Source organism: Chryseobacterium sp. FR054, from assembly GCF_056844565.1.
In genome coordinates this window covers 240,586-265,640 of the sequence record NZ_JBXDSA010000002.1, presented here as the reverse complement: position 1 = coordinate 265,640, position 25,055 = coordinate 240,586, and the positions used below count along the sequence as shown (strand labels likewise).

The window sequence follows — 25,055 nt, the reverse complement described above, 5'->3', positions numbered from 1 at the left end:
GAATGCTCTTAACTGTTTAATTTCGTCAGGTCCGGATATTCCGTTTTCTATATTTTGACCTGACGGATCTTATCCATTAACATTGAAGCAGTTATCATGATGTTTTGCATTAAAAAAATTTTCACAGGGTTATTTTTATTGGGCTGTACAGGCAGTGTTGTAAAAGCACAGATCAGCCCGCCGGGTCTGGGAGATGCCAACACAGCATTCTGGTCGGCTTTCGGAGTGAAACGTCAGCTGGATTCTTTGGGAAAGAAACAGTCTTTAAGCTATATCGCCCTGGGAAGAAAAAGCAGTCCTGATGCCAGCAACCCGTTTTCTAAACAGGCAATCATGGTGCTGAACCACGAATTTTATCATTCTTTTGCTCCTCACCAGCAATACAGTTACGCCATAAGCTATCGCCGTCAGCCCAAATATGAAAGTGATTCCCCTTATGAAAAAGAAGGAACAGAACAGGAATTCAGGGTTTACGGACGGTATGCCTATACTTTCAATCTCGGGAAAAGATGGAAACTGAAGAATACTGTACGTCAGGAATTCAGAAAGTTTTTTGATGCTGATTTTAATAAAGCTGAAGAAAATTTTCAGTTAAGGACCCGCGTCAAAAGCCAGCTAACCTATAATGTATCTTCTAAAAACAACCAGAAACTGGCACTCAGTGCGGAAGGCCTTTTTTCTGTAAGTTATCTCAACGAGCCGGATCATGGCTGGACACCTTTCGGATATAGGGAAATGCGTATTGCGGCATATTACATGTTCAATATTCCCCACTCTCCTTTCACAGTAGATATTGGCTATATGGACGACCTGATCAGGGGAAGCCGGAGTATAAAAAAATGCGGAGTTCACTATCTGGCAGCTGATCTTATCTGGAATCTTCCGTATAAAAAGCAATAAAATCCCAATCAGATGACCGGGATTTTAATCCGGAAAATATTTTAAGATTCTCCGGCAAAATATAATTTAGATATGAATGTTGGTGCGGATGATTAGTTACAGATCGTCAGAAACTGATGACTCATCTGAACTCTGAATTTGGCTTCAGATTTCAGTTTTGCGTACACCGTATGTTCAAAAGCCTGTACTGATCTGAGCTTACGGTCGATATATTCTGTAATCTGAGCCACAGAAAAGATAAAATCCCTGTAAACGGCAATATTCACGGTCTGCCCAAAGTGCGGAAGATAAGCTTTCAGAAAAGGAACTGCCTGCTGGTGCCTGCTGTAATTAACACAATACCCTGCTCCTTCTCTTGATGTTATAATTTCCCGATCATTGATATGATCATGAATACTTCCCGTCCCGGAAACATTTTTATTTTTTGATATATGCCTGTTGATTTTATCCAGGATATGCTGGGCATACTCCATCATGGTAATCGTTTTCCATTCAAAAATATGGTTCATTCCTTTGACAGGTTTGGGAGTCTTCCCGTTTTCGCAGCTGGTGCAGAAAGAGAGTCCTATCTTTTCATGATAGGGAAAAAAGCAGTCTTTGATCTCCATAGAAGCATCTGCCATAATCCTGTCATCTGCAAAACTGTAATACAGATAAGGGCTGTACATGTCTGCCAGCGTCTGCAGGTAATCGGTTTCACTGGTATTATGATACTGTTCAAACCATTTTTCAAGGTTGTCGTAATAATGGCTCTCAAATTCATTAAAACTTAAATAAAACGGCAATTCCATAGCTCTGTAATTTTGATAAAGCAAAGCTACTGCGCTAATGCGACAGAACTTGACGTAATATATTTTTTTTATTTTCTTTTGACTGGGAAATTCCGGAATTGCAGATAGATGAATGGATGACAGATAATAGACGAATAGATGATAGACAGAGAGATAATAGACGGGGAGATCTTGTATCTTTCTGTGATATTCATCGGGTGGTTATCTATTTAACACTTCTTTATTTATCGTAATTTTTCATGATATATTCGAAATAATGGATCATCTTCAGGTAGTTTTCAATACTGATGTATTCATTGGTACTGTGGATACTCTGCTGCTCTGAACGGTTGATCTTAATGGGCATAAACCGGTAAATATTTTTACTTACGATCTGGTATTTATAGGCATCTGTGGCAGCCATAGTGAGATAAGGTGTGACAATAGCTCCGGGACAGATCTCTTTTATTCCGGCTTCAATCATTTTATAGGCTTTTGTATCTGTGGGTGAAACGGCAGAAGCTTCTCTTGTATTATCAATATCTTCTACCTCAACGTCAAAACCTTCTGTTGCTTTTGCAATATGTTCACGGACTTCTTTTACTGAATTTCCGGGAAGGAGCCTGAAGTTGACCACAAATTCCACTTCCGGAGAAAGAACATTGGCTCCGTCGCTGCCTTTCATCATGGTAAGAGCTGTTGTGGTACGTACCAGCGCATTTGTTGTATTATTTTTGGTAAGCTGTGAAAGAAGCAATGGCTTCAGAAGCCACTGATTAGCAATAGCAAGCCTGCTGGTGAATGGCATAGCTCCACCTATATTATCAAAAAAGTCTTTAATCAGGGGCGTAATTACAGGTTTAATCTGATGATCCTCAAGACGTTGCATGATCACAGCTGCTTTTCCTATGGCACTTTCCATAGGAGGCATAGAGGAATGTCCTCCCAATCCTTTTACTTTGATTTTTGCAGATAAAAAGCCTTTTTCCGCACAGCCAACAGCTGCTACATCAGAATTTATCCCGGCAATATTTCCTTTTTCCATGATCAGGCCTCCTTCGTCATAAACGGCCTCAAACTTTAATCCTGCTTTCCTGAAATGCTCTGCAATCTGCACGGCTCCTTTCTGCCCTCCCACTTCTTCATCGAAACCAAAGGCAAGGTAAATATCTCTTTTGGGAACCGCTCCGCTCCGGATGAGATTATTCATAGATTCCATTAAAGAAAAAAGCATTCCTTTCATATCTATTGCACCTCTCCCATAGATCCTTCCGTGGGCAACAGCACCGGAAAACGGTTCAAAATCCCAGTCTTCAGCAACTTCAGATACAGCAGGAAGAGGTTGATCATCCGGTCTGAAAACATTCTGTTCTTTATTTTTTATATCTGCATCACCCGGAGGAACTACATCCATATGGGAAAGAAACAGAACAGGCTCAAGTCCGGAATCGCTTCCCTTCAGCCTGAAAACCAATGCATAATTATTAATTTCGTAGTTTTCGGTATTCTGATACACCAAAGGATAAGTGTTTCTCAGATATTCTTTAAACCGGTCGAAAGGTGCATAATCAAAAACACCCAGGCTCCCTGAAGAAACCGTAGGAATTTTGATTCCGCCAGACAATCGCATTACCGCAGAATCGTTTTTGGCAGGCTTCCATTTCTCGGAGGCATCTGCTGTAATCTTTTTAAAAGGGTAAGTATAGGTTTTAATCAGCAATACAACAATCAGAATAATAAGGATCCCGAAAACGGCTAAAAGAATATTTTTCATAATGAAGAGATTTTGTGTGGTGTGGCAGTATCACAAATATAACAAACAAATCTTCTTCCACTGAAAAAACAGGTAATTATATTGGCCCGGCTGATGAACAGATTATTGCCCCAGCCAGAATTTCGTATTAAGCTCGAAAAAGATTTTATTATTTTCCAGAAGTAAAATCTTAAAATTCAGTTTTAAATAGAGACTGTCATTTTTTAATTCAAATACTGCAGTACGTCTTTTTTTTCCAGAGTAATTTTTTTACGAGATTCCGTTTCCAGAGTAATCTTTTCGTTACTATCCATTATTTTTTTGATTTCACAGAAAGTTCCGTCATTGACCTTTGCAATATCTATATCGTTTATTTTAATAATTTTTTCACCCAGTTTCAGGTCTGCTAACTGAGGTACCTGTAATTTATTAACGATCATTATATTCTGATCGATGGGAGCCAGAGAAATTCCCCAATTTCTGTATTCGGCTTTTTTTCCGTTAGGACTGAGGACAATCTTTTTATTAATAAAATCAAGATCTGTCACATAATTTTCCATAAACTTTGTTCCTATCAGACTGGAACCTTCATTATTCATATCCACAATCTGGCTGCCCGCACTGCTGTTATTAAAAATAACCTCCATCAGATCCACCTGTCTCTGCCCCTTACTGATACTGTTGATCCCCTGCGAAAGTAATCCTTCAAAAACCAGAAACCTATCATCTTTTATCAGGTCATATATCTTCTGATTAACAGAAAATCCCATATTGGAACCGGTATCGAATACAAATTCAATATTCTGATTTCTGATTTCAGTATTCACTTTCGGAATCCCCGTGAAGTTTTCCTGTGAAAAAGGGATCTTTATGGAAGCAGGAAGATCATTTCCCTGAGTCTCATTAAAAATACTTATTGTTTTGCTGTTAAAATCAATCCGCCAGATTTTATCTTTCATCACATTCGCCCCTAATATTCCACTGATCTTTTTACAGGCCCGGGAACTCATCCAACTTATATCCATAAAGGAAAAATCCACATTTTTAAAGTTCAGATCAGAGATTTTCAGACTGTTCAGGGTGAAGACATCCGATTTCGACTTTACATTGTTGGCATCCACTGCTTCAAAAATAATATTGCTTTTTTTCGCATTCATCTCACTTTTCAGTTCAGATGAAATTAATGTGAATGCGCCGGAATCAAAAATAAAATTATGAGGATTACGATTAATACTTACTTTGATCATTATCTTTCCGTCAATCAGTTCGAAAGGTATGGTTGTGGCACTGAAAAAACAAGGCAAGGCCAGTAATAAGATGATGCAGGAATATTTGATACAACTTTTCATTAAAAAAAATAATTTAGCTAAAAATATAAAAATAAAGCATAAATTTCCCATTTTGTCTGTTTTTTAATGAAAACAAGCATAAAAAAAGGGCCGCCCCCGAAAGGATCAGCCCCACAAAACATTAACTGTTTTTATTGAGAATTATGATATTTTTATTTCCAGCCTCCGCCCAGGCTTTTGTAGATGTCTACAACCGTACTGAGCTGTTTCTGTTTAGCTTCAATCAGTTCCATTTTTGCGTCCAGGGCATCCCTCTGATTTAAAAGCACTTCCAGATAATCAGCTCTGGAATTTCTGAACAGCTGATTGGCAATATCAATAGACTGGTCCAGTGCTTTGGTTTCCTGGGATTTCAACTGATAGTACTGGTCTATATTTTTAATTTTAGACATCAGGTTGGCTACATCCAGATAAGCATTTAAAATGGTTTTATCATACTCATAAAGAGACTGTATCTGTTTGGCATCCGCAGTCTGAAAATTAGCTTTGATGGCACTTTTGTTAATCAGCGGTCCTGCCAGTTCACCCGCTAAGTTATAAGCAATGGATTCCGGCAATTTAACCAGATATGACGGTTTGAATGCCTCAAGCCCTAAGGTTGCTGAAATTTCCAGTGAAGGATAAAATTCTTTTCTTGCGGCTTCCACATCCAGTTTTGCAGCTTTCAGCTCCAGTTCAGCCTGTTTGATATCCGGGCGGTTAGAAAGCAGTTGAGACGGAATGCCGGTATACACCGTCTGCGGAATGGTAGACATAAAACTTTCTTTTGTTCTCACAATAGGCTGCGGATATCTCCCCAAAAGCGCATTGATCTGATTTTCCTTTTCAGTGATCTGCTGGCGGATGGTATATTCTGAAGCTTTGGATTTCGCCAGTTCAGCTTCAAATTTTTTCACGGCCAGTTCTGTTGCTGCGGCAGCTTCTTTCTGAATCTTCGAAATTTCCAGTGCTCTCTCCTGAAGTTTGATATACTGCTGAATAATATCGAGCTGGTTATCAAGAGCCAGTAATTCATAATAATTATCGGCGACTTCTTCAATAAGGTTAGACAGTACAAAATTCTTTCCTTCAACGGTAGAAAGATAATGGGCCACTGCGGCCTCTTTTTCGGTTCTCAGTTTTTTCCAGATATCTATTTCCCAGTTGGCCATCAGCCCTCCTTCAAAATTACCCAGCGGATCCGGCATTTCTTTTCCGGGTTCAATTTCTGTGGTGGCATCTCCGGCCCCTTCGCTGGTGTAACGCCCCGCTTTTTTAAGTCCGGCACCTATTCCCGCTGAAACAGTCGGGCTCAGCTTACCTTTTTTGGCTAAAACTCCACTTTTGGCAATTTCAATTTCCTGAAGGGTAATCAGTAATTCCTGGTTGTTCTTTAAAGCTGTTTCAATTAAAGCAACCAGGTTCGGATCTGTAAAAAACTGTCTCCACGGAGTGGTTCCACTGTTGTTATTGGCATCCTGCTGCTCTTCCTGGTTGAAATTCTGGGGAAGATTCTCTTTTACTTCATCTTTTATAACGGTAGCCATCGGAGCTTTGCAGCCTGTAAGTACAAGCGACAAAGCTATTATGGCGGATATTTTCTTAATCTTCAAATTTTCCATCGTGTTCGTAAGGTTCAGTTTGTTCTGTTAATGGGTTTTCTTCTTCGTATCTGGCCAGCCTTGATTTATCGGCAATGGTTCCGAAGATATAGTACAGTCCCGGAATGATCATCAGTCCGAACACCGTTCCTATCAGCATACCTCCGGCGGCGGCAGTACCAATTGTCCTGTTTCCTACTGCTCCCGGACCTGTGGCAATTACCAGCGGAATAAGCCCGGCAATAAAAGCAAATGAAGTCATCAGGATAGGACGGAAACGGATTGCTGCTCCTTCAATGGCAGCTTTAGCAACCGGAATTCCTTCTTCAGCTTTTTTCTGAACAGCAAATTCCACGATCAGTACGGCATTTTTACCCAACAGACCGATCAGCATCACCATAGCCACCTGTGCATAAATGTTATTTTCCAGTCCTAATAATTTCAGGCACAGAAATGCTCCGAAAATCCCTGTCGGAAGTGACAGGATTACCGGAAGTGGAAGGATAAAGCTTTCATACTGTGCCGAAAGGATCAGGTAAACAAATCCCAGACATACAAGGAAAATAAATACGGCTTCATTTCCACGGCTTACTTCGTCTTTCGAAATCCCCGCCCAGTCGATACCGAAACCTCTCGGAAGCGTTTTATCCGCTACTTCCTGAATCGCTTTGATGGCCTGTCCGCTGCTGTATCCCGGTGCCGGGGTACCGCTCACCTCCGCAGAGTTGTACATATTATGTCTTGTAATTTCAGAAAGACCGTATACTTTTTCCAGTTTCATAAAATCGGAATACGGAACCATCTGCTCTTTATCATTTTTCACATAGAGCTTCAGAAGATCGGTAGGAAGAGCCCGGTATTGCGGTCCTGCCTGTACAATTACTTTATAAGGCCTGTCGAAACGGATAAAACTTGTTTCGTAGTTTGAACCGATCAGTGTAGACAGGTTGCCCATCGCATTATCGATCGTTACTCCTTTCTGTTCGGCAAGATCGTTATCTACCCTGAGCATATACTGAGGGAAACTGGCGGAATAGAAGGTAAATGCAGACCCCAGTTCGGGACGTTTTTTAAGCTCTTTTACAAAGTCATTACTCACCTGTTCCATTTTATGGTAATCTCCACTTCCTGCCTTATCCAGCAGACGGAGCTCGAAACCACCTGCGGCTCCATATCCGGGAATGGAAGGCGGCTGAAAGAACTCAATATTGGCACCCGGAATATTTTTGGCTTTTTCTTCCAGTTTTTCAATGATTTCAGCAGCAGATTCCTTGCGGTCTTCCCAGCTTTTAAGGTTAATCAGACAGGTTCCTGAATTGGATCCGGTTCCTTCTGTCAGAATTTCATACCCGGCCAGTGAAGAAACCGACTGCACCCCGTCAATATCCTCAGATTCGCGGAGCAGTTCTTTTGCAATCTGGTTGGTTCTTTCCAGTGTAGATCCGGGCGGTGTCTGGATGATAGCATAGATCATTCCCTGGTCTTCTGCCGGAATAAACCCGGAAGGAAGGGAATTGCTCAGGAAGAATGTACAGACACAGAATGCCAGCAATAACGGAAGGGTAAATGCTTTTTTCGTTACTGTCCTGTTCAGCATTTTCTCATATCTCCCTGCTCCTCTGGTAAACAGATTATTGAATTTATCAAGGAAAATCGTAGCCGGAGTTCTCTTCCTGGCTTTTCCGTGATTATTTTTAAGGATTAAGGCACAAAGTGCTGGAGTCAGCGTTAATGCAACGATTCCGGAAAGAATAATTGCCGAAGCCATGGTAATAGAGAACTGGCGGTAAAATACACCTACCGGACCAGACATAAAGGCTATCGGAATAAATACCGATGCCATCACCAGCGTGATCGCAATAATTGCTCCGCTGATCTCATGCATCGCTTCTTCCGTAGCTTTTAATGGGGAAAGATTCTTTTCTTCCATCTTGGCATGGACTGCCTCAATCACGACAATGGCATCATCCACTACCACACCGATTGCCATTACCAGAGCAAAGAGTGAGATCATATTCAGGGTAATCCCGAATGCAGACATTACGGCAAAAGTTCCCACGAGTGAAACAGGAACCGCCAAAGCGGGAATCAGTGTTGAGCGCCAGTCTCCCAGGAACAGGAATACCACGATCGCCACAAGGATAAAGGCTTCAAATAAGGTATGGATAACTTTTTCCATAGAAGCATCCAGGAACCGGGAAACGTCATAACTGATGTCGTAATGCATTCCTTTCGGGAAGGTAGTTTTCTGAAGGTCTGCCATCAAGGTTTTTACATTTTTGATAACGTCACTTGCATTGGATCCGTATGACTGTTTTACTGTAATTGCTGCGGAAGGTTTTCCGTTCAGTGTGGAATAAATATCATACATTGAGCTTCCGAATTCAATATCGGCCACATCTTTCAGCCTTACAAATTCTCCTGCTGATTTTGCTTTCAGGATGATGTTTCCATAATCTTTTTCATTATTGAAACGCCCCGGATATTTCAGAATATACTCAAACGACTGTGAGCGCTTACCTGAGCTTTCTCCTGTTTTTCCCGGAGAAGCTTCAAGACTCTGCTGGTTAAGGGCTTCCATTACTTCGTCAGCCGAAATATTATAGGCAGTAAGTCTGTCCGGTTTCAGCCAGATACGCATGGCGTATTCACGGGTTCCGAGGATATCGGCAAATCCTACTCCGCTCACCCTTCTCAGTTCAGACATTACGTTGATGTCGGCATAATTGAACAGGAATTTCTGGTCGGCTTTGGGATCATCACTGTACAGGTTGATGTACATAAGCATATTGGGCTCTTCGCGGGTAATTTTAACTCCTTCGCGTACCACAAGCGGCGGAAGTTTATTTACCACTGAAGATACGCGGTTCTGAACATTTACTGCGGCAACATTGGGGTCTGTTCCGAGGTCAAATACGACCTGAATGGAAGCTTCCCCGTCATTTCCTGCATCGGAGGTCATGTATTTCATGCCCGGTACTCCATTCAATCCTCTTTCAAGGGGAATTACCACCGATTTGATCAACAGCTCGTTGTTGGCTCCGGGATATTCTGCGGTAATATTTACTTTAGGCGGTGAAATAGAGGGAAACTGGGTTACCGGAAGTTTTACCAGTGACAGAATTCCCATAAATACGATAATCAGAGAGATTACGATAGACAGAACAGGTCTGCGGATGAATTTCTTAAACATGATGTTTCTTTATTAGGCGTAGACTACTCTGCTTTTAATTTCAATGAGTGAAGAACTTTTTTAGGGTCCTGGAATTTTGTTTTTATCTTTTGATCGTCTTTTACTTTCTGTACGCCTTCCAATAATATCTGATCTCCTGTGGAAAGCCCCGAACCTACGACATACAGATCCGGAAGTTCGTAAGCTACTTTTATATTTCTGGATTTTGCGGTTCCGTTTTTATCGATCACAAATACATATTTCTGATCCTGGATTTCATAGGTTGCTTTCTGTGGAATGATCAGTGCATTATGTACCGGCATCGTCATCTGTACTTTTCCTGTTTCTCCATTTCTCAGAAGTTTGTCAGGATTCGGGAATTTTGCCCGGAAGGCGATATTTCCGGTTTCGTTGTCGAATTCTCCTTCTATGGTCTGGATTTCTCCTTTTTGAGGCAGCATTTCCCCATTGGCCATAATCAGGGATACCTGATTGCTTCCTCTGTCTGCTGCATGGGTCTGATAGCTCAGATATTCAGGTTCGGAAACATTGAAGTAACTGTAAACGCTGGTATTGTCTGATAAAGAGGTCAGCAGATCTCCCTCATCTACAAGGCTCCCCAATTTTAACGGGATTCTGTTGATCACTCCGGAGAAAGGTGCTTTAATATCGGTGAAGGATAAGTGGATCTGAGCCAGTTTCATTTCTGCATTGGCTGCATCCAGTTTTGCTTTGGCCATTGCTCTCTCATTTTTGGAAACAATATTGTTACTGGCCAGTGTACTTGCATTTTTAAGTTCAATAGATGCCTGTTCTACTTCTGCCTTAGCTTTCAGAAGCTCTGCCTGATACAACTGAGGCATAATTCTGAACAGGGTCTGACCGGCCTGTACATACTGGCCTTCATCTACATAAATTTTTTCGAGAAATCCTTTTTCCTGTGCGCGGACCTCAATATTTTTAACTGACTGGATTTGTGCTACATATTCTTTGTTGATCACCGTATCCATTTTTACAGGGCTGGTAACCGGATAAGTCGCAGCTTCTTCCTTTTCTTCTTTTTTGCGACCACAGCTGACAGCCAGCAAAAGGGTACAAAGCGCAATGCCTGAGGCAACTCTTTTCATCATAATTCTAGAGTTATATAAGTTCGTTAATGTTTTGTTTTGAATGGAAAATGGCAATAAGGTAAGGCTGTTGTGCTGATTGCCGGCATACACAACGCAGTAAGCGTTCTGATCACTTTATGAACAGAAAACAGATCGGAAAAAATGAAATTTTAAATTCTGATAGAACGGATCAGAATGAATTTTTTTACATGGGGAAACAGCGAGAGAAAGCCATGAATATCCGGTTTTCTGCTTTTAAAGGATCTTAATCCGAAAATATAGACCAGACTGAAAACCCCGGCAAGAATGACAATAGCCTGAAAGGTATCAGACATATGAAAATCGTCTTCGTAAAGTTCCAGGGTAGAATTGTCCACACTGTCTGCCATCTGCTGAACGGTAAGCTTTTCGTAAGTCTGATTCAGCCGGTTGGCTCTTTTGGGCATATGATGAGAAACATGTCCGGAATAGTCATTCCGAAGTGTTTTGACATTCAGACGGCTCTCTATTACAAAAAGCAGGAAAAGGCCCGTCAAAAAATATACTATAAAATTTCTCATTTTGAAGTCGCAAATGTACATTCATAAATACATATTGTCATAATAGATTAACAAAATTTAACGCTCCTTTAAATCACCTGAAAACAGAGCAGATTAAATGACGATCATTTTACCCCCCTGCTGACAGCAGATTATGATTAACCTATCCTATACTCACACTTTGAAGATTTATTTTAAAAACAGAATTCTATGCCGATGCTATGGTTTGCATGGCATGATTTAAATCATTATTCCTATGTATCAACGTGTTGTAATTTTTAATATTTTTGCAGCAAATTAAAACAACACAATGAAATGATGAAAAACATATGTTTTTATTCCCGAAATAAGACCTAAGAACCAGGTAATCCCGTCCGGTCTGTTTCTTTTAAATACCCTCCATTCAAAAAGCTGAAGCAAGTACTTTAAAACAAATCTTAGTATTTCCCGGATAAAGACACATGATTAATTTATGTAAAATTAACATATAATTACTAAAAATATTTGTAATTTTATATAATATTAATATCACAATTTCATGCAACACCTTAAAATCACCTATCACTATGAAAAAATTATTTACCACAGTATTTATAGGACTTGCCGTCCTTTCCTCAACAGCGTGTAAGCATCCGGGTAAAGAAGCATCTGAAACCATTACCGCTGCTCCCGAAAACAGGGATGAAATTTCTAAAAACGTTTTTACCGACAGCTATGGTGAGAAAATAGAAGTCACTGTAAACAGTACAAAAAACACAGCGACTGTTCATCTGAACGGGAAAACCTATGATCTTAAAAAAAGTGATGCTCTTCCTGAATACACGGCCTCTAATGAGGAATACCAATATTCTGATATTAAAGGAAATGTCACTTTTCTAAAGAAAAATGTAGATATGGTGCTGTTTCACGCCAAACGGGATACGAAAGGTTCCGGATCTGCAAAAATGGCTTCCTACTAAAGCCGGTCTCAATTAAAATTAATCAAACCCAACCATTATGAAAAATTTATTTTATTACTTGTCCACTCTATTTTTGTTCGCATTTGTTATTTCATGCAAAACTCCCCCGGTTCAGAGCAACAGTAACGACATTACAGGAAAAACATGGAAGCTGACTGAACTGAACGGACAGCCTATTAAGCTTAAAAACCCGAAAAACAATCCTTATTTCAAACTGAATACGGAAGGTATGAGGTATGAAGGACATGCAGGATGTAACGGTTTCGGAGGTACTTTCGAAATTAAACCTGAAGTGATGAGAATTAAATTCAACCAGGGAATGTCTACTATGATGGCCTGTGAAGATCTGGATATTGAAAACCGCTTTACAAAGGCTGTATTGGCCGCAGACAATTATTCTGTAAACGGAAATACACTGACTTTAAATAAGGCGAGAATGGCTCCTTTGGCCAAGTTTACGCTTCAGGATTAACTGAAAAAATATACTGTAAAGCATCAGCGGCGGGCCATTCGGCCCGCCGCTGATGCTTTACCAACATGCAGTACTAAGATTTTTTATAGATCATATAACAAATCAAAAGACTTATATTCACCAGCACGGCAAATGAGTTCGACAGAATAATAGGCAATTCATTCTTCAAAATACCGTACCAGACCCATAATGAAAGTCCTGAGATAAGGATTAAAAGCATAACCAGAGAAATATCTTTCACATTCTTTTCCCTGATCACCTTGATCAGCTGAGGAATCATAGAGATGGATGTAAGCACGCCGGCGGTTATTCCTAGAAGGTTTTCATTCATAGACCTGTTTATTGAATAATCTTTAATTTTTATGGAATCTGCTTAGAGAGACTTCTTCGTGCAGAGGTATATTTTCTTCTATGAAGCGGTACAAATCACGGGAAAAATAGCATCCGTTCAGAATCCCTCTCGCTCCCAATCCATTGAAAACGTAGAGATTTTTAAATTCGCCGTGTCTTCCGATGATAGGTCTCCGGTCTTTTACCGTAGGGCGGAAACCAAAATGAACTTCCTCAACTTCGAAATCATAAGGATAAATCTCAGACAGTCCGTTAACGAGCTGCTCTACTGCTGAATCATCTATATGGTGATGAAGCTGTTCCCTGTCATAGGTTCCGCCGTAAAAATGCAGTCCGTTATCTGTGGGAAACAGAAAGTGCTTCTTTTTAACGGTTATATTTTCCGGAAGGTCACCGGAAAGTTTTACTTTGATATGATGTCCTTTATTGGGATTCACTTCAATCCCGGAAAAGAAAGGGTTTTCTTTCACTCCCATTCCTTCACAGAAAACAATATTTTTAAACTGATATTCTTTGTAAGATGAATTTTGAGTATCCAATTTCCTGTAATCGAACTTTTCTTCTACAATTAATTCATTTTTTTTGAAATAACTGAATAAACCCTCAAAAAAACCGCTTACGTCAAGTCTGGCAGACTGATTGACCTTTCCTGTCTTAAATTCGTTTTTTACCCCCTCTAAACGATCGAATTTTTTGTCAAGAAAATCAGACAGATCTTCATTTTCTGATTTTTTCAGCCAGAGTTTCTGTTCATTTTCATCATGAAATATTCTGTGAATAGGTGCACTGATGAGATAGTTTCTGCCTGTATATGATTTAATTTCTTCCAGGGTAGTTTTCAGAAAACCGATCTGTTCCTGGGCTTTCCAGAAGGTCGTAAATTTCTTCAGGACGACAGGGTTGATGATTCCGGCTGAAACCTGTGAGGCACTTTTCCGGCCTTCAGAACAGATAATAAAGGATTTATTGTTCTTTATAAGCTGATGGGCAAAGAAAAGCCCGGCATAGCCGTCTCCGACAATAATATAATCTACATTCTTCATAATAAAAAAACCTGAGTAAAAATACTCAGGTTTTCTATAAATATCAAGTGAAATTTAGTAATTCCACATTTCATTTTCCATTTCAAGGATCTGCGATTTAATTCTATCGCTTTCTTCCAGCTGATCATCAGCATCTCTAGGAATATAATCTTTGATTTTACCGTCTCCCAGACCGCTTGATGACTTATAAATTACTGAAGAGAATCTTCTTGCATTGATAATATCATCGAAAGACAGGTCCGCAGAAGAGTTCTTTCTGTTATAAACATAGTTATTGGCCAGGATTTCACGGGCACTTGGATAATAGATCCAGAACAGGTCTACCAGGTCATCAGCACCTGCAAGAGGCTGACCGTCAGGACCAATTCTTCCTATTGAAGACGGATCCGGTCCCATAGCAGCAAGACCCAGAGGTCTGTACTTCATTTGTCCGTCTCTCTTATCGATGAACCACATACCCATTATCTTAAGAACTTTAACTTTATCTGTCGTTGTTCTGATAATATCCGTTAATCTTTTCTTCTCTTCGTCTGTTAATGCTCTTCCGGAGTTAAGGATATCGATAGCTTCTTCATCCAGTCTTACACTTTCCAATCTTTTCTGAATAGCTTCCGGACTAAGTCTGGTTACAAAATTATCGTCATCATATACTTCCTTGATGGTTCCGTTAAGGGCTCCGTCTAACAAAAGCTGATATATAGATCTTGTAGAAGAGGAAAGAAGACCGTCTGGGTTGTCATAGTAGAAAGGTTGGTTGATCTTATCGTTCATGTCAATGATCTCCCAAACGTACATACTTTTCATGATGTCCTTATCATCTACGAATCCATATTCCAGTGGCTTCACTTTATTACTGATAACAGTATCTCCGGCTTTTCTCATAGATTCAGCTCTCATCTGTCTGAATTCCTCAGGAGAAGAAGCGTTCAGAATAGTCTGGGAAAAAGCAAATCCCGAAACCAGTACCAAAAGACTGCTAATATATTTTTTCATAATATGATTTTACAAATTAACCTTATTGAACATTAATAATTACAGGTGAAATCTCTTTAAGAGTCTGTTTTCCAATACCTGTTGCTGTTGCCTGAATATCATAGATCTGAACAACATCGCCTGGTCTGAGACCTCTAAGCATTCCTTCCGCTCCCTGAAGTGAACTTCCCTGAATCAATGTTCCTGCTTTTCCTGGAACTTTGATGATGAAGCTGTTCACGGTAAACGAAACCGGGAAGTCAAAGTCTGGTAATGCTGCTGATACAATCTGGTTCGGAATAGAATTCACCGGCATGTAGTTAACAGTCTTACCTCTGATCTGTCCCTGAGGTCTAGGAATATTTTTAATTCTGTATTCAAATACCTGAGAAACGGTCTTACCATACGGATCAATTCCTGATAATGTCAGTTTAACAGTATTACCCGTAGTAGGAGTTACCTCCCACTTCCCTGGGCCTGTGCTCTTCACGACAGCTCCCGGAGCTGATAATGAAAGTTTGGAATTGTCGGCACCTAAGATAGATCCTGAAACAGGGTTCTCAAGTCCTCTGTACATTACGTTCATTTTATCAGCAGAAAGTAATAGACCTTTTTCAAGTTTTACTTCTCTTGGTCCTGCAATTACGTTATACGTGTGTGTCCAAGGGAAAGGCTGTGATTTACCTGAAGCATCAGTTAATGTAATTACACCTCCTAATTTATGCTCTCCAAGCCCTGAACCTGAAATTGAAATTGTTCCTTTACCGTTCTCTACTCTGCTTACTCCAGAAATACTGATCTTGTTGCTGTTAGAATAGTTACCTAACATTACTTTCACTTCTGCCTGCTTACCTGCCTGAAGATCTACCGGACCTGAAACAATAGCTTCATAGCTGGTAAACTTGATGCTCGCATCTACTTTTTCCTGAAGTAATAATGCCAATGCATCAGACTGCACGTTTCTGGCATCATTTTGGATAATCTCCAGGTTAGAGATCGCAGCGATAAGCGGCTGATGATAAAATTTATTCTGGAACCAGGTCTTATCATTCGGAGATTTCCCTTTAGGATATTCCGCAATCAGAGACTTGTTGGCTCTGTCCACTAAATCTTTTAGCTGGGCATTATTGCCAAAAGTTGAGTTGATATAATTTCTTACATCATCAATTTTAGCTTTAAGGTCCATTGCTCCCTTTGAAGGTGTGTTTTCATCACCTTCTTTGAAAAAATATTCCGTAGTGGCTTCATTGTTGTTCAATGCAGCAAAGTTTTCACTTACATCAATATCTTTTCCGGTTTTAGGATCTTTATCATGGAACTCCGACTGTTTTTTAAGAGCGTCTTTGATTCCCTGAGCAGAAGATACCAATACATCGATCTTACCTTTAAGAACTTTGTACTGTTCCCACGGCTGAGCGTAAGTATCCGGAACCTGCTGAGCTTTAGCTTCAAGCGTTTTTTCAAAGATCTTTTCGTTCTTCTTTTCTGTTAAAGTTCTTGTTTCATTCAATGCTCTGGTTGAGTCATAATATGATCTGATGATCTCTGCATCAATATTGAGGGCCATCATCGCGATGAACACCAGATACATCAGGTTGATCATCTTCTGACGAGGGGTCTGTTTTCCTTGTGCCATTCTCTTTTCTTTGTTTTTTGATTAAGTAGTTAAAATTTAGAAATGGTTCAGGATTAAGACTTCATAGCAGTTAACATACCGCCATAAACTCTGTTTAAGTTATTCAGATTAGATGTTAAACCTTGTAGTTCTTGATTGAATTTCTCAGACTGCTCCGCAGACTTCTGCATATCTGCTACATATTTGTTGGCAAATTCAGATTGTCTTTTCCCGCTTTCAAGCTGCATTGCATACAGGGCATTCATGCTTTCCATGTGCTGGGCTGCTTTATTAAGCTGATCGTTATATTTATGAGTAGAAGCAGATACGTCAACGGTTTGATTGATCTGATCTACTGAGCTTGAAAACTTATCGATTCCTGTTCTTAATCTTTCGAATAACTGAACATCAAGTTTAGCGTCTTCAAGCATCTTGTCTAATTTTGTTGAAAGGGAATTTTCTAACTCCGCAAACTGCTGCTGTGCATTGATTTTAGTAGACACATTAGAGTGAAGCGGGTTTGGATTCGCATGTTTATCTAATAATTCAGGATATACATTTTCCCATGCATAAGACTCTTCTGATTTCGGAGGGTCGAATGCGAAAATGATAAAGATAATAGCTTCCGTAATAAGTCCCACAGTAAGAGCCATATTTCCGTTAATAGGTCCCAGGGTAATGTGAGTAATTTTAAGCCAAGCTCCAAGAATTACAATTGCAGCCCCGAATGAATAAAAGAAATTCATCCAAGCATCTTTAGTCTTAAACATATTAAGTTAGTTTTTTTAATGTTAAATAAAATTGTATTGAAAAATAATTGTCTGATTGATTATCTGTTAACTCTTCTTGGTTTAACAGCTGCCTCAGGAATATCCTGTACAGTTCTGAATCCGATATAACTTCTTGCGGAATCTTTTCTTTCCCAATCTCTTGCCCCCGTCATCAGCGCATAGCCAACATCTTTCCAAGAGCCGCCTCTTACAGATCTTTTTGTATCTATTTTATCTTTCGTAGAAGGATTTAAAGTAGAAGAGAATCCATAAGAAGAGTTGTTATAAGCAGACGAAGTCCATTCAGAAACGTTTCCAGCCATATCAAATAACCCAAACCCATTTTTCTTAAATTTCTTAACTGGAGCTGTATATGTATAAGTACCTTTTTTCTCGTCCTCCATGTAATTACCTCTCTTAGGTTTGAAGTTAGCAAGGTAGCAACCTCTGTCGTCCATTAAATACGGACCTCCCCAAGGATAAGTAGCATTTTGCATTCCGCCTTTTGCAGCATATTCCCATTCGATTTCAGTTGGAAGACGGAACATCAATGGTCTCTGTTTTTTTCTTTTTAAACTTTCATTATAATCCGTTTTCAGTTTGGATCTGAAGTTACAGTAAGCTCTTGCCTGATCCCAGGTAACCCCTACTACCGGATAGTTTTTGTAGGCTTTGTGCCAGAAATACTGTTCAAACAATGGCTCGTTGTAAGCAAAATGGAAATCTTTTACCCAAACCGTAGTATCCGGATAAATGGCGATGCTTGAACTTTTCAGGTAGTTTGCCCCTCTTTCGTTATCAGCAATTGCCGCATCCATATCCCCCCACTGGTAGGTATATTTAAGTTTACTTACATCCAGGATTCTTTCGTTTCCGATTCTGGAAGAAGCAGGCAGATACATAGATTCTAAAACTTCCGCATATTCTACATCAGGATACTTCCCGGTAGTCCAATGCAATGGAATTTTCCAGTCTAATCTTTTGCTTGCATCATAGCCACCGTCTTCTCTTCCTCCCTGGCCTTCTAAATATTCTTGATAAGGTGTTAAATTTTCTTCTTTTTTAGCAAGATATGCATAATCTCCTATGCTTGCTCCTCTACGTCCGCCTTCTCCGCCTTCTCCGGCAGCTTCAGCAAGTAGTGTTCTGGCGATAGAATCTCTTACATAGTTGATAAATACTCTGTACTCTGCATTGGTAGTTTCTGCTTCATCCATGAAGAAAGAAGAAACAGTAACCGTAGTCAATGAAGCTTTTTCAGGAGTATTTGTTGGATCCTGATCTGCTAAACCAGCAACAAATGACCCTGCAGGAATTGCGACCATTCCGTATGGTCTTTCCGCAACAAATGATTTCGTTTTTTCTCTTGGTATCAATTCTCCTTTTGTTCCAGGCTTCCCAACTGAAGAGCTGCCACCACCTGAACAAGATACCGATGCTACTGACGCAGACAATAATAAAAGAAATATCCTTTTCATGTTAATTTTTATAATTAAGCCGTAAATATATAATTTTTTTAAGAAACTTTTAAGATTTTTTTTGAAATAACGGAAGAAATCTAAATTTATTTTATTTACAACAATTTTTTATTCCACGGTTACTGATTTTGCAAGGTTTCTCGGCTGGTCTACATTAGCCCCTCTATACACTGCTATATAGTATGCTAGCAGCTGTAAAGGCACTGATGCAACGATTGGAGAGAAGCATTCTGAGGTCTCAGGAACTTCAATCACATAATCTGCCATTGAGCTCACCTGCTGGTCTCCTTTATTAACCACCGCAATAATTTTTCCTTTTCTTGCTTTAATTTCCTGAACATTACTTACAATCTTATCATAATGGCCTTTTTTAGGGGCAATAATAACGATTGGCATATTTTCATCGATCAGGGCAATTGGCCCGTGCTTCATTTCTGCTGCCGGATATCCTTCTGCATGGATGTAAGAGATTTCTTTCAGCTTCAAAGCCCCTTCGAGAGCTGCCGGATAGTTGTATCCTCTTCCTAAATAAAGGAAGTTGGTAGCCTCTACAAAGTCTTTTGCGATATTCTGAACAAGCTCGTGGGTAGAATTTAAAACCTCTTCAATTCTCTTAGGCACTGCATCCAGCTCAGCTATTAAGCTCATAAATTCGGCATTTCCCAAGTTCCCGTTATGTTTTCCTAATTTAAATGCAATTAAGGTAAGAATGGTAAGCTGTGCTGTAAATGCTTTTGTAGAAGCCACACCGATTTCCGGGCCGGCATGGGTATAGGAACCGGCATCTGTAATTCTGGCAATGGAAGAATCCACTACATTACATATCCCGTAAATAAAGGCTCCTTTTTCTTTAGCCAGCTTTAATGCGGCCATAGTATCCGCCGTTTCTCCGGACTGCGATATTGCAATTACAACGTCTTTATCTGTAATAATAGGATTTCTATATCTGAATTCCGAAGCGTACTCCACTTCTACCGGGATTCTTGCATATTCTTCGATAAGGTATTCTCCGATAAGACCGGCATGCCATGAAGTTCCGCATGCGATGATGATAATCCTGTTGGCATTCTTGAATTTTTCCACATGATCCCAGATTCCGGCCATTTTAATGATTCCTTCATCTACAAGAAGTCTCCCTCTCATGGTATCATGTACGGATTTAGGCTGCTCGAAAATTTCTTTAAGCATAAAATGCTCATAACCTCCTTTTTCGATCTGCTCTAAGCTCAGTTTAAGTTTCTGAATTTCCGGCTCTATTTTAGAATTCTCCGTAATGGTTCTTATATCCACTCCTTTTTCTAAAGAGATCGTAGCCATATGACCTTCTTCCAGGTAAATAGCTTCTTTGGTAAACTCTACAAACGGAGAAGCATCAGAAGCAATGAAATATTCCTGTTCCCCGATTCCGATAGCCAATGGAGAACCGAGTCTTCCAACCACAAGTACTCCCGGATAATCTTCGTGCATTACGGTTATGGCATACGCTCCGTATACTTCATTCAATGCAAATCTTACCGCTGAAGGAAAATCTGTTTCCGTGTTCAGATCCATAAAATACTGGATCAGGTTTACCAATACTTCCGTATCTGTTTCAGATTTAAAGGTAAATCCTTTTTCGGTAAGCATCGTTTTGATGGTATCATAGTTCTCAATGATTCCGTTGTGAACGATAGCCACCTTACCATTATTGGATAAATGCGGATGGGAGTTTCTGTCACTGGGAACTCCGTGAGTTGCCCATCGTGTATGCCCCATTCCTATTTTCGCTTTTCCTTTCAGCTGTGCGGAAATACTGACTAAATCATCTACTTTTCCTTTCGTTTTTTCTACTTCAAACTTTCGGTTTGTATCTTCCAAAACGATTCCCGCACTGTCATATCCTCTATATTCTAATCTTCTTAGACCGTTGATGACAATATCATACGCATCCTGAAATCCTGTATATCCTACTATTCCGCACATATTTTTTCTAGTGTTTTTGTTGTGTTATTTTTTAGTACCATAGGTAACTCTTAGCTGAATTCTGTTCGCATTGCTTCCTGCAGATCCCACAAAGACAGTTCTGTCCATAGTAAACGCTCTGGAAGTATACTTATATCCAACCGGTGCTCCGGATCCGTCTCCAATGAATAGTCCCTGATTAATAAGCAATGTCTTGTTTTCTTTTGCTTCTTCTACAATTTCTTTAACAGTCTTTGTTACAACGAATTCATAATATGCAGGATTCTTATCCAGATCATAAGGTTTAAATAATCCGAACCCAGAAGCGTAATCTGATGTAAATCCATCAGGAACCAGCACCCCTAAAGTTTTACTTGCATTAACGATTGTAAGGTTGGTTGGTTTCGGATAATTATTACTCCAGTTTTCCGTATCCGTATAAATTCTGATTCTTGCGTTGATAATTCCTGCTTTATCTTTTTGGTAAAGAGTTCTTAATTCTGAAATTTTATCATCAGGAATCCTTACAGCAATAGAAGGTCCTCCCATTCCCTGAAGGAAAAGTCTGGCATCACCATCCTGTTCATTGATAGATGATTTGGCTATGGCCCAGTCGCTTCCTGTTCTGTCATATTCATAATGTCCAAGACGTGCTCCTGCCAGAGTAAGTTTGAAAGGGGCCTGCTGGGTTCTCGTAACCGTTCCGTTTGTTGTTGTCTCATTGGAGTAATACATAATAACTTCTGTATTATTCGGAGAGAACTGGAAAAGATATCCATTGGTTTCATCCACAGAGATCCGCAAACCATTGATGTGTCTGATAAAATTGGCGGCATTCTGAAGTTCCGGCTTTTTGTTTCTGTCCAGGATCTTTCTCTGGAAATAGTCTTTATCCAGGGAAATTCTCATTCCGATATCTCCTGTAAAAATGCTGCTGTTATCAGATTTTCTGGTTACCGTGACTGCACTTAAGTTTCCGTTAAATGTGGTTGTTCCCAATACATCTCCGGTACTGATGCTTGCATTGGATCTTCTCAGCGCCTGATTATTGGCATCCAGGAAGGTAGTAACCTCCTGCACTCTCATATGATACAGTACATTGGTGCTTCCTATTTTACCTCTTCCGTATTTTACAACAGGATAGAACTTTTTTTCTATGGAGGCCTTTACTGTTTCACTTCCAACAGGGAAATCGATATCTGCGGCTGCTTTAGCATCCACAGAATCTTTTTTATACTGAGCTTCACTACCCGGTTTAATTACCAGGACAACAGAGTCTACTTTCGGGGCTGTACCAAAGTCAAAATCGTATTGGGACAATCTCAGCTGGGAAACAAAAGAAGCTTTCTGCATTCCGAACTGTTTTTCGGAAAAAGCTCCTAAAACAGCCGTAGCCGGAGATGTACCTGTTGAAACAATCTGACTGAGGAGTCTGGATGCATCACTGCTTATACTATCTTTATTGTCTACATTATAGGCTACAATGGGATATACTTTATCATTCCCGTCTACTGCATCTTTTATAAAAAGTTGTTCCCCAAGTGAATCTGGATCCGGTTCACAATTATAAAGAAATGCGCTTCCGAAAAACGCCAGTGAAAGTATGGCGAAAGTCCTTTTAACTGTATGAGTCATTAAAAAAGTGTTTTTAATAAAGTTGATTTATTGAATCTACGTCTACGTATTCTGATTTTGAAGTGGATGTTTCGTTGAAACCTTTATCAAGGTCTTCATCCAGAAACTCATCTCCTTTCACTACCATATCTACATAGTTCATGCTTTCGATCACAAAGCTTTTGATGGTTGGATTATCTAACGCCTTAAGCCCGGAAATATTGTCGAAAGCCAGTTTTTCAGCGATATTTTTATCCAGAGCAGCATCTTTCTCATTGTATAAAGAAAGAACGATCTTAGCGTCTTTAAAGTAAGTATCTGATTCGTAATAGGTTTTAAGATAAACAGGAACAAAAGAAGACATCCATCCGTTCAGGTGGATTACATCCGGAACCCAGTTGAGTTTCTTGATGGTTTCAATTACTCCTCTGGCAAAGAAAATAGCTCTTTCATCATTATCATCAAAAGGATTTCCTTCATCATCAAAATAATACTGTTTTCTTTTGAAGTATTCTTCATTGTCGATAAAGTAGACCTGAAGTCTTTCACCCGGAAGTGATGCTACTTTAATAATTAAAGGCTGATCCAGGTCATTGATAATAATATTCATTCCTGAAAGACGGATCACTTCATGAAGCTGGAATTTCCTCTCACTTATTTGTCCAAATCTTGGCATAAAAACTCTTACATCATTGCCTTCATTGTGCATCTTAAGTGCCATTTTATTAACCACTGCAGCCATATTTGTATCTTCCTGATATGGATACATCTCTGTAGTAATGTACAGTATTTTTTGATTCGGCATAAACTTCTATCTATTTTTTGTAAAAATGCTTTAATGTGCAAAATTACAAAAAAACATCCAACATTATTTTAATTAACATTTTTTTACGATAATTCCCTTTTTCAAATTATTAAAAACACATATTATTTTGTGATATTTTTAGTATTTTTGAATTAGTATTAAAATAAGCTATGGAAGTTATAAAAAACAGGAAAACCCTTCAGGATTTCATTGAAAGACAGAAAGAAATGGGAAAGCGGATCGGCTTTGCCCCTACTATGGGAGCACTTCATAAAGGCCATCTTTCCTTATATGAGGAAGCCAGAAAAGAAAATGACCTGGTAGTTTCTTCAATTTTTGTAAATCCCACCCAATTCAACAATGCCGAAGACCTTGAAAAATATCCCAGAGATATTAACAGGGATATTTTAATTCTGAAAAATTCCGGGCTGGTGGATGCTGTATACATCCCGGAAGTCACAGATATCTATCCGGAGAAAACGGAAAGCAGTCATTATGATTTCGACGGACTGGAAAATGAGATGGAAGGAAAATCCAGACCGGGACATTTTGACGGTGTGGGAACTGTGGTAGAAGAACTTTTCAGACAGGTAAAACCGGACAATGCCTATTTTGGGGAAAAAGATTTTCAGCAGCTGGCCATCATTAAAAAAATGGTTGAGAAAAAGCAGCTTCCCGTTAAAATAAAAGGTGTTCCTATTTACAGGGCAGAAAGCGGGCTGGCATTAAGCTCCAGAAACCAGCGACTTCATGAAGACAGAAGAGAAGCCTCTAAAATCATTTATGAAACACTGAAAAAAGTAAACAGCTGGTTCCGTACCGTTACTGTTCCTGAAATCAAAGAAAGGGTAATTGATATATTCGATCACCAGCAGGGAATGAGGCTTGAATACTTTCTGATAGCCGATGAAGACACTTTAAAAGAAACCGACTTCTTCTATAAGGACAGAAATTTCAGAGCATTCATCGTGGTGATAGTAGACGGTGTACGGCTTATTGACAATATGCATCTGGATTAATTTCATTTAAATTTAAAAAAGAAAATACAGATAAAAAGCTCTGATCATTACTTGGTGGTCAGAGTTTTTTTATTCTGAAAAAGTATAATGCAGAGCAGAAACGATCATGCTTAAACCATATTGTTTACCAGCATCCGCATTATTATCTATAAGATTTTACAATATTTAGGAAAAGTATAACCCAAAGTGGAAATGCCAGGCTTAAACCTTATAGGTTTATCAACATCCCTATTATTAAACCTATAAGTTTTTTACAATATTAAAGATCAGGCTCAGAATTCATGAACAGCTTTTATTAATCCATAAAAACTGAGTATGAATAAACAATAGCCTGCATTTTTTTAAACCTGAAATATTCAGTCTCCAGCGTCTGAATTTTGATCTATAAAAATCAGAGTTTACATTCTACTTATGAAAAGCATTAAGAATTTTCAAACGGTGGGAATTATCCGGAAAAAATCAAAGGCCTCCTGAGGGAGACCTTTGAAACACCAAATCACAAAATATTAATATGAAAAAAATTTACTTTTCAGTAAACTTGTGACCCGGCTGGGATTCGAACCCAGGACCCATACATTAAAAGTGTATTGCTCTACCAGCTGAGCTACCGAGTCGGTCACCTGAACGACTATATTTTACAATATTTTCGTTTTAAGAAGTGCAAAGATATATATTTTTTTTGGTACCTGCAAGAGGTTTAAAAAATCAAAGGTCTCTGGGAGACCTTTGAAACACCAAATCACAAAATATTAATATGAAAAAAATTTACTTTTCAGTAAACTTGTGACCCGGCTGGGATTCGAACCCAGGACCCATACATTAAAAGTGTATTGCTCTACCAGCT

General features: G+C 39.4%; 20 protein-coding genes and 1 tRNA gene. 4 read left to right on the top strand and 17 right to left on the bottom strand.

Annotation, left to right across the window (positions count from 1 at the left end):
- Positions 1 to 96 precede the first annotated feature (96 nt).
- On the top strand, positions 97 to 900 hold the full coding sequence (locus AC106S_RS08545) for a hypothetical protein (protein ID WP_482438655.1): 804 nt from the start codon (positions 97 to 99) through the stop codon (positions 898 to 900).
- A 92-nt stretch (positions 901 to 992) separates the two neighbouring features.
- Here the strand turns inward: AC106S_RS08545 and AC106S_RS08540 are convergent, their stop codons facing one another.
- The 7 genes from AC106S_RS08540 to AC106S_RS08510 all read right to left on the bottom strand — a co-directional run bounded on the left by AC106S_RS08540 (position 993) and on the right by AC106S_RS08510 (position 11,193).
- Positions 993 to 1,691, bottom strand: coding sequence for a hypothetical protein (locus AC106S_RS08540; RefSeq protein ID WP_482438654.1), 699 nt, complete (start codon positions 1,689 to 1,691; stop codon positions 993 to 995).
- Between the two features lie 220 nt (positions 1,692 to 1,911).
- The gene (locus AC106S_RS08535; protein ID WP_482438653.1) at positions 1,912 to 3,444 is read right to left on the bottom strand and encodes a M20/M25/M40 family metallo-hydrolase; all 1,533 of its coding nucleotides are present in this window, start codon (positions 3,442 to 3,444) and stop codon (positions 1,912 to 1,914) included.
- 203 nt (positions 3,445 to 3,647) lie between these two features.
- On the bottom strand, positions 3,648 to 4,772 hold the full coding sequence (locus AC106S_RS08530) for an aspartyl protease family protein (RefSeq protein ID WP_482438652.1): 1,125 nt from the start codon (positions 4,770 to 4,772) through the stop codon (positions 3,648 to 3,650).
- A gap of 152 nt (positions 4,773 to 4,924) precedes the next feature.
- Complete coding sequence (locus AC106S_RS08525; protein ID WP_482438651.1) at positions 4,925 to 6,373, bottom strand: TolC family protein; 1,449 nt, start codon at positions 6,371 to 6,373, stop codon at positions 4,925 to 4,927.
- Positions 6,354 to 9,545 carry an efflux RND transporter permease subunit gene (locus AC106S_RS08520; protein WP_482438650.1) on the bottom strand — a complete coding sequence of 1,064 codons (3,192 nt, stop codon included), beginning with the start codon at positions 9,543 to 9,545 and terminating at the stop codon, positions 6,354 to 6,356. Before AC106S_RS08520 ends, AC106S_RS08525 begins: the two co-directional genes overlap by 20 nt.
- 23 nt (positions 9,546 to 9,568) lie before the next feature.
- Positions 9,569 to 10,651: an efflux RND transporter periplasmic adaptor subunit gene (locus AC106S_RS08515; protein WP_482439565.1), complete on the bottom strand. Its 1,083-nt coding sequence runs from the start codon at positions 10,649 to 10,651 to the stop codon at positions 9,569 to 9,571.
- 152 nt (positions 10,652 to 10,803) lie between these two features.
- Positions 10,804 to 11,193 (bottom strand): hypothetical protein, encoded by a 390-nt coding sequence (locus AC106S_RS08510; RefSeq protein WP_482438649.1) that lies wholly within the window; start codon positions 11,191 to 11,193, stop codon positions 10,804 to 10,806.
- A gap of 545 nt (positions 11,194 to 11,738) precedes the next feature.
- Between AC106S_RS08510 and AC106S_RS08505 the strand changes: the two genes are divergently transcribed.
- Positions 11,739 to 12,131, top strand: coding sequence for a hypothetical protein (locus AC106S_RS08505; protein WP_482438648.1), 393 nt, complete (start codon positions 11,739 to 11,741; stop codon positions 12,129 to 12,131).
- A 37-nt stretch (positions 12,132 to 12,168) separates the two neighbouring features.
- The gene (locus AC106S_RS08500) at positions 12,169 to 12,603 is read left to right on the top strand and encodes an META domain-containing protein (RefSeq protein WP_482438647.1); all 435 of its coding nucleotides are present in this window, start codon (positions 12,169 to 12,171) and stop codon (positions 12,601 to 12,603) included.
- 73 nt (positions 12,604 to 12,676) lie between these two features.
- Here AC106S_RS08500 and AC106S_RS08495 read toward each other — a convergent pair whose 3' ends face one another.
- The 9 genes from AC106S_RS08495 to AC106S_RS08455 form a co-directional block, all read right to left on the bottom strand.
- A complete protein-coding gene (locus AC106S_RS08495; RefSeq protein WP_482438646.1) occupies positions 12,677 to 12,934 on the bottom strand; it encodes a SemiSWEET transporter in 258 nt (85 codons plus the stop codon).
- Between the two features lie 22 nt (positions 12,935 to 12,956).
- Positions 12,957 to 13,997 (bottom strand): NAD(P)/FAD-dependent oxidoreductase, encoded by a 1,041-nt coding sequence (locus AC106S_RS08490; protein WP_482438645.1) that lies wholly within the window; start codon positions 13,995 to 13,997, stop codon positions 12,957 to 12,959.
- Positions 13,998 to 14,051: 54 nt separating this feature from the next.
- The gene (gene porN, locus AC106S_RS08485) at positions 14,052 to 14,990 is read right to left on the bottom strand and encodes a type IX secretion system ring subunit PorN/GldN (protein ID WP_482438644.1); all 939 of its coding nucleotides are present in this window, start codon (positions 14,988 to 14,990) and stop codon (positions 14,052 to 14,054) included.
- Between the two features lie 22 nt (positions 14,991 to 15,012).
- Entirely contained in the window at positions 15,013 to 16,605 is a 1,593-nt protein-coding gene (porM, locus tag AC106S_RS08480) for a type IX secretion system motor protein PorM/GldM (protein ID WP_482438643.1), read from the bottom strand.
- 53 nt (positions 16,606 to 16,658) lie between these two features.
- The gene (porL, locus tag AC106S_RS08475; protein ID WP_482438642.1) at positions 16,659 to 17,354 is read right to left on the bottom strand and encodes a type IX secretion system motor protein PorL/GldL; all 696 of its coding nucleotides are present in this window, start codon (positions 17,352 to 17,354) and stop codon (positions 16,659 to 16,661) included.
- A 59-nt stretch (positions 17,355 to 17,413) separates the two neighbouring features.
- Positions 17,414 to 18,832 carry a T9SS ring complex lipoprotein PorK/GldK gene (gene porK / locus AC106S_RS08470; RefSeq protein ID WP_482438641.1) on the bottom strand — a complete coding sequence of 473 codons (1,419 nt, stop codon included), beginning with the start codon at positions 18,830 to 18,832 and terminating at the stop codon, positions 17,414 to 17,416.
- Positions 18,833 to 18,940: 108 nt separating this feature from the next.
- A complete protein-coding gene (gene glmS / locus AC106S_RS08465; RefSeq protein WP_482438640.1) occupies positions 18,941 to 20,794 on the bottom strand; it encodes a glutamine--fructose-6-phosphate transaminase (isomerizing) in 1,854 nt (617 codons plus the stop codon).
- 24 nt (positions 20,795 to 20,818) lie between these two features.
- On the bottom strand, positions 20,819 to 22,408 hold the full coding sequence (locus AC106S_RS08460) for a DUF4270 family protein (protein WP_482438639.1): 1,590 nt from the start codon (positions 22,406 to 22,408) through the stop codon (positions 20,819 to 20,821).
- A 13-nt stretch (positions 22,409 to 22,421) separates the two neighbouring features.
- A complete protein-coding gene (locus AC106S_RS08455) occupies positions 22,422 to 23,192 on the bottom strand; it encodes a glycogen/starch synthase (RefSeq protein WP_482438638.1) in 771 nt (256 codons plus the stop codon).
- Positions 23,193 to 23,362: 170 nt separating this feature from the next.
- On the opposite strand from AC106S_RS08455, the gene panC reads away from it, so the two are divergent.
- A complete protein-coding gene (gene panC / locus AC106S_RS08450; RefSeq protein WP_482438637.1) occupies positions 23,363 to 24,211 on the top strand; it encodes a pantoate--beta-alanine ligase in 849 nt (282 codons plus the stop codon).
- A 541-nt stretch (positions 24,212 to 24,752) separates the two neighbouring features.
- On the opposite strand, the gene AC106S_RS08445 is transcribed toward panC, so the two are convergent.
- Positions 24,753 to 24,825 (bottom strand) — tRNA-Lys (locus tag AC106S_RS08445).
- Positions 24,826 to 25,055 lie beyond the last annotated feature (230 nt).

Excerpts from the sequence above, each read along its gene's own strand:
- AC106S_RS08510 (WP_482438649.1), bottom strand. The coding sequence starts at position 11,193 with ATGAGAAATTTTATAGTATATTTTTTGACGGGCCTTTTCCTGCTTTTT.
- AC106S_RS08545 (WP_482438655.1), top strand. The coding sequence starts at position 97 with ATGATGTTTTGCATTAAAAAAATTTTCACAGGGTTATTTTTATTGGGC.
- AC106S_RS08525 (WP_482438651.1), bottom strand. The coding sequence starts at position 6,373 with ATGGAAAATTTGAAGATTAAGAAAATATCCGCCATAATAGCTTTGTCG.
- AC106S_RS08520 (WP_482438650.1), bottom strand. The coding sequence starts at position 9,545 with ATGTTTAAGAAATTCATCCGCAGACCTGTTCTGTCTATCGTAATCTCT.
- porK (WP_482438641.1), bottom strand. The coding sequence starts at position 18,832 with ATGAAAAGGATATTTCTTTTATTATTGTCTGCGTCAGTAGCATCGGTA.
- AC106S_RS08505 (WP_482438648.1), top strand. The coding sequence starts at position 11,739 with ATGAAAAAATTATTTACCACAGTATTTATAGGACTTGCCGTCCTTTCC.
- AC106S_RS08495 (WP_482438646.1), bottom strand. The coding sequence starts at position 12,934 with ATGAATGAAAACCTTCTAGGAATAACCGCCGGCGTGCTTACATCCATC.
- AC106S_RS08530 (WP_482438652.1), bottom strand. The coding sequence starts at position 4,772 with ATGAAAAGTTGTATCAAATATTCCTGCATCATCTTATTACTGGCCTTG.
- AC106S_RS08460 (WP_482438639.1), bottom strand. The coding sequence starts at position 22,408 with ATGACTCATACAGTTAAAAGGACTTTCGCCATACTTTCACTGGCGTTT.
- AC106S_RS08490 (WP_482438645.1), bottom strand. The coding sequence starts at position 13,997 with ATGAAGAATGTAGATTATATTATTGTCGGAGACGGCTATGCCGGGCTT.
- porN (WP_482438644.1), bottom strand. The coding sequence starts at position 14,990 with ATGAAAAAATATATTAGCAGTCTTTTGGTACTGGTTTCGGGATTTGCT.
- AC106S_RS08540 (WP_482438654.1), bottom strand. The coding sequence starts at position 1,691 with ATGGAATTGCCGTTTTATTTAAGTTTTAATGAATTTGAGAGCCATTAT.
- AC106S_RS08515 (WP_482439565.1), bottom strand. The coding sequence starts at position 10,651 with ATGAAAAGAGTTGCCTCAGGCATTGCGCTTTGTACCCTTTTGCTGGCT.
- AC106S_RS08535 (WP_482438653.1), bottom strand. The coding sequence starts at position 3,444 with ATGAAAAATATTCTTTTAGCCGTTTTCGGGATCCTTATTATTCTGATT.
- AC106S_RS08455 (WP_482438638.1), bottom strand. The coding sequence starts at position 23,192 with ATGCCGAATCAAAAAATACTGTACATTACTACAGAGATGTATCCATAT.
- porL (WP_482438642.1), bottom strand. The coding sequence starts at position 17,354 with ATGTTTAAGACTAAAGATGCTTGGATGAATTTCTTTTATTCATTCGGG.
- AC106S_RS08500 (WP_482438647.1), top strand. The coding sequence starts at position 12,169 with ATGAAAAATTTATTTTATTACTTGTCCACTCTATTTTTGTTCGCATTT.
- glmS (WP_482438640.1), bottom strand. The coding sequence starts at position 20,794 with ATGTGCGGAATAGTAGGATATACAGGATTTCAGGATGCGTATGATATT.
- porM (WP_482438643.1), bottom strand. The coding sequence starts at position 16,605 with ATGGCACAAGGAAAACAGACCCCTCGTCAGAAGATGATCAACCTGATG.
- panC (WP_482438637.1), top strand. The coding sequence starts at position 23,363 with ATGGAAGTTATAAAAAACAGGAAAACCCTTCAGGATTTCATTGAAAGA.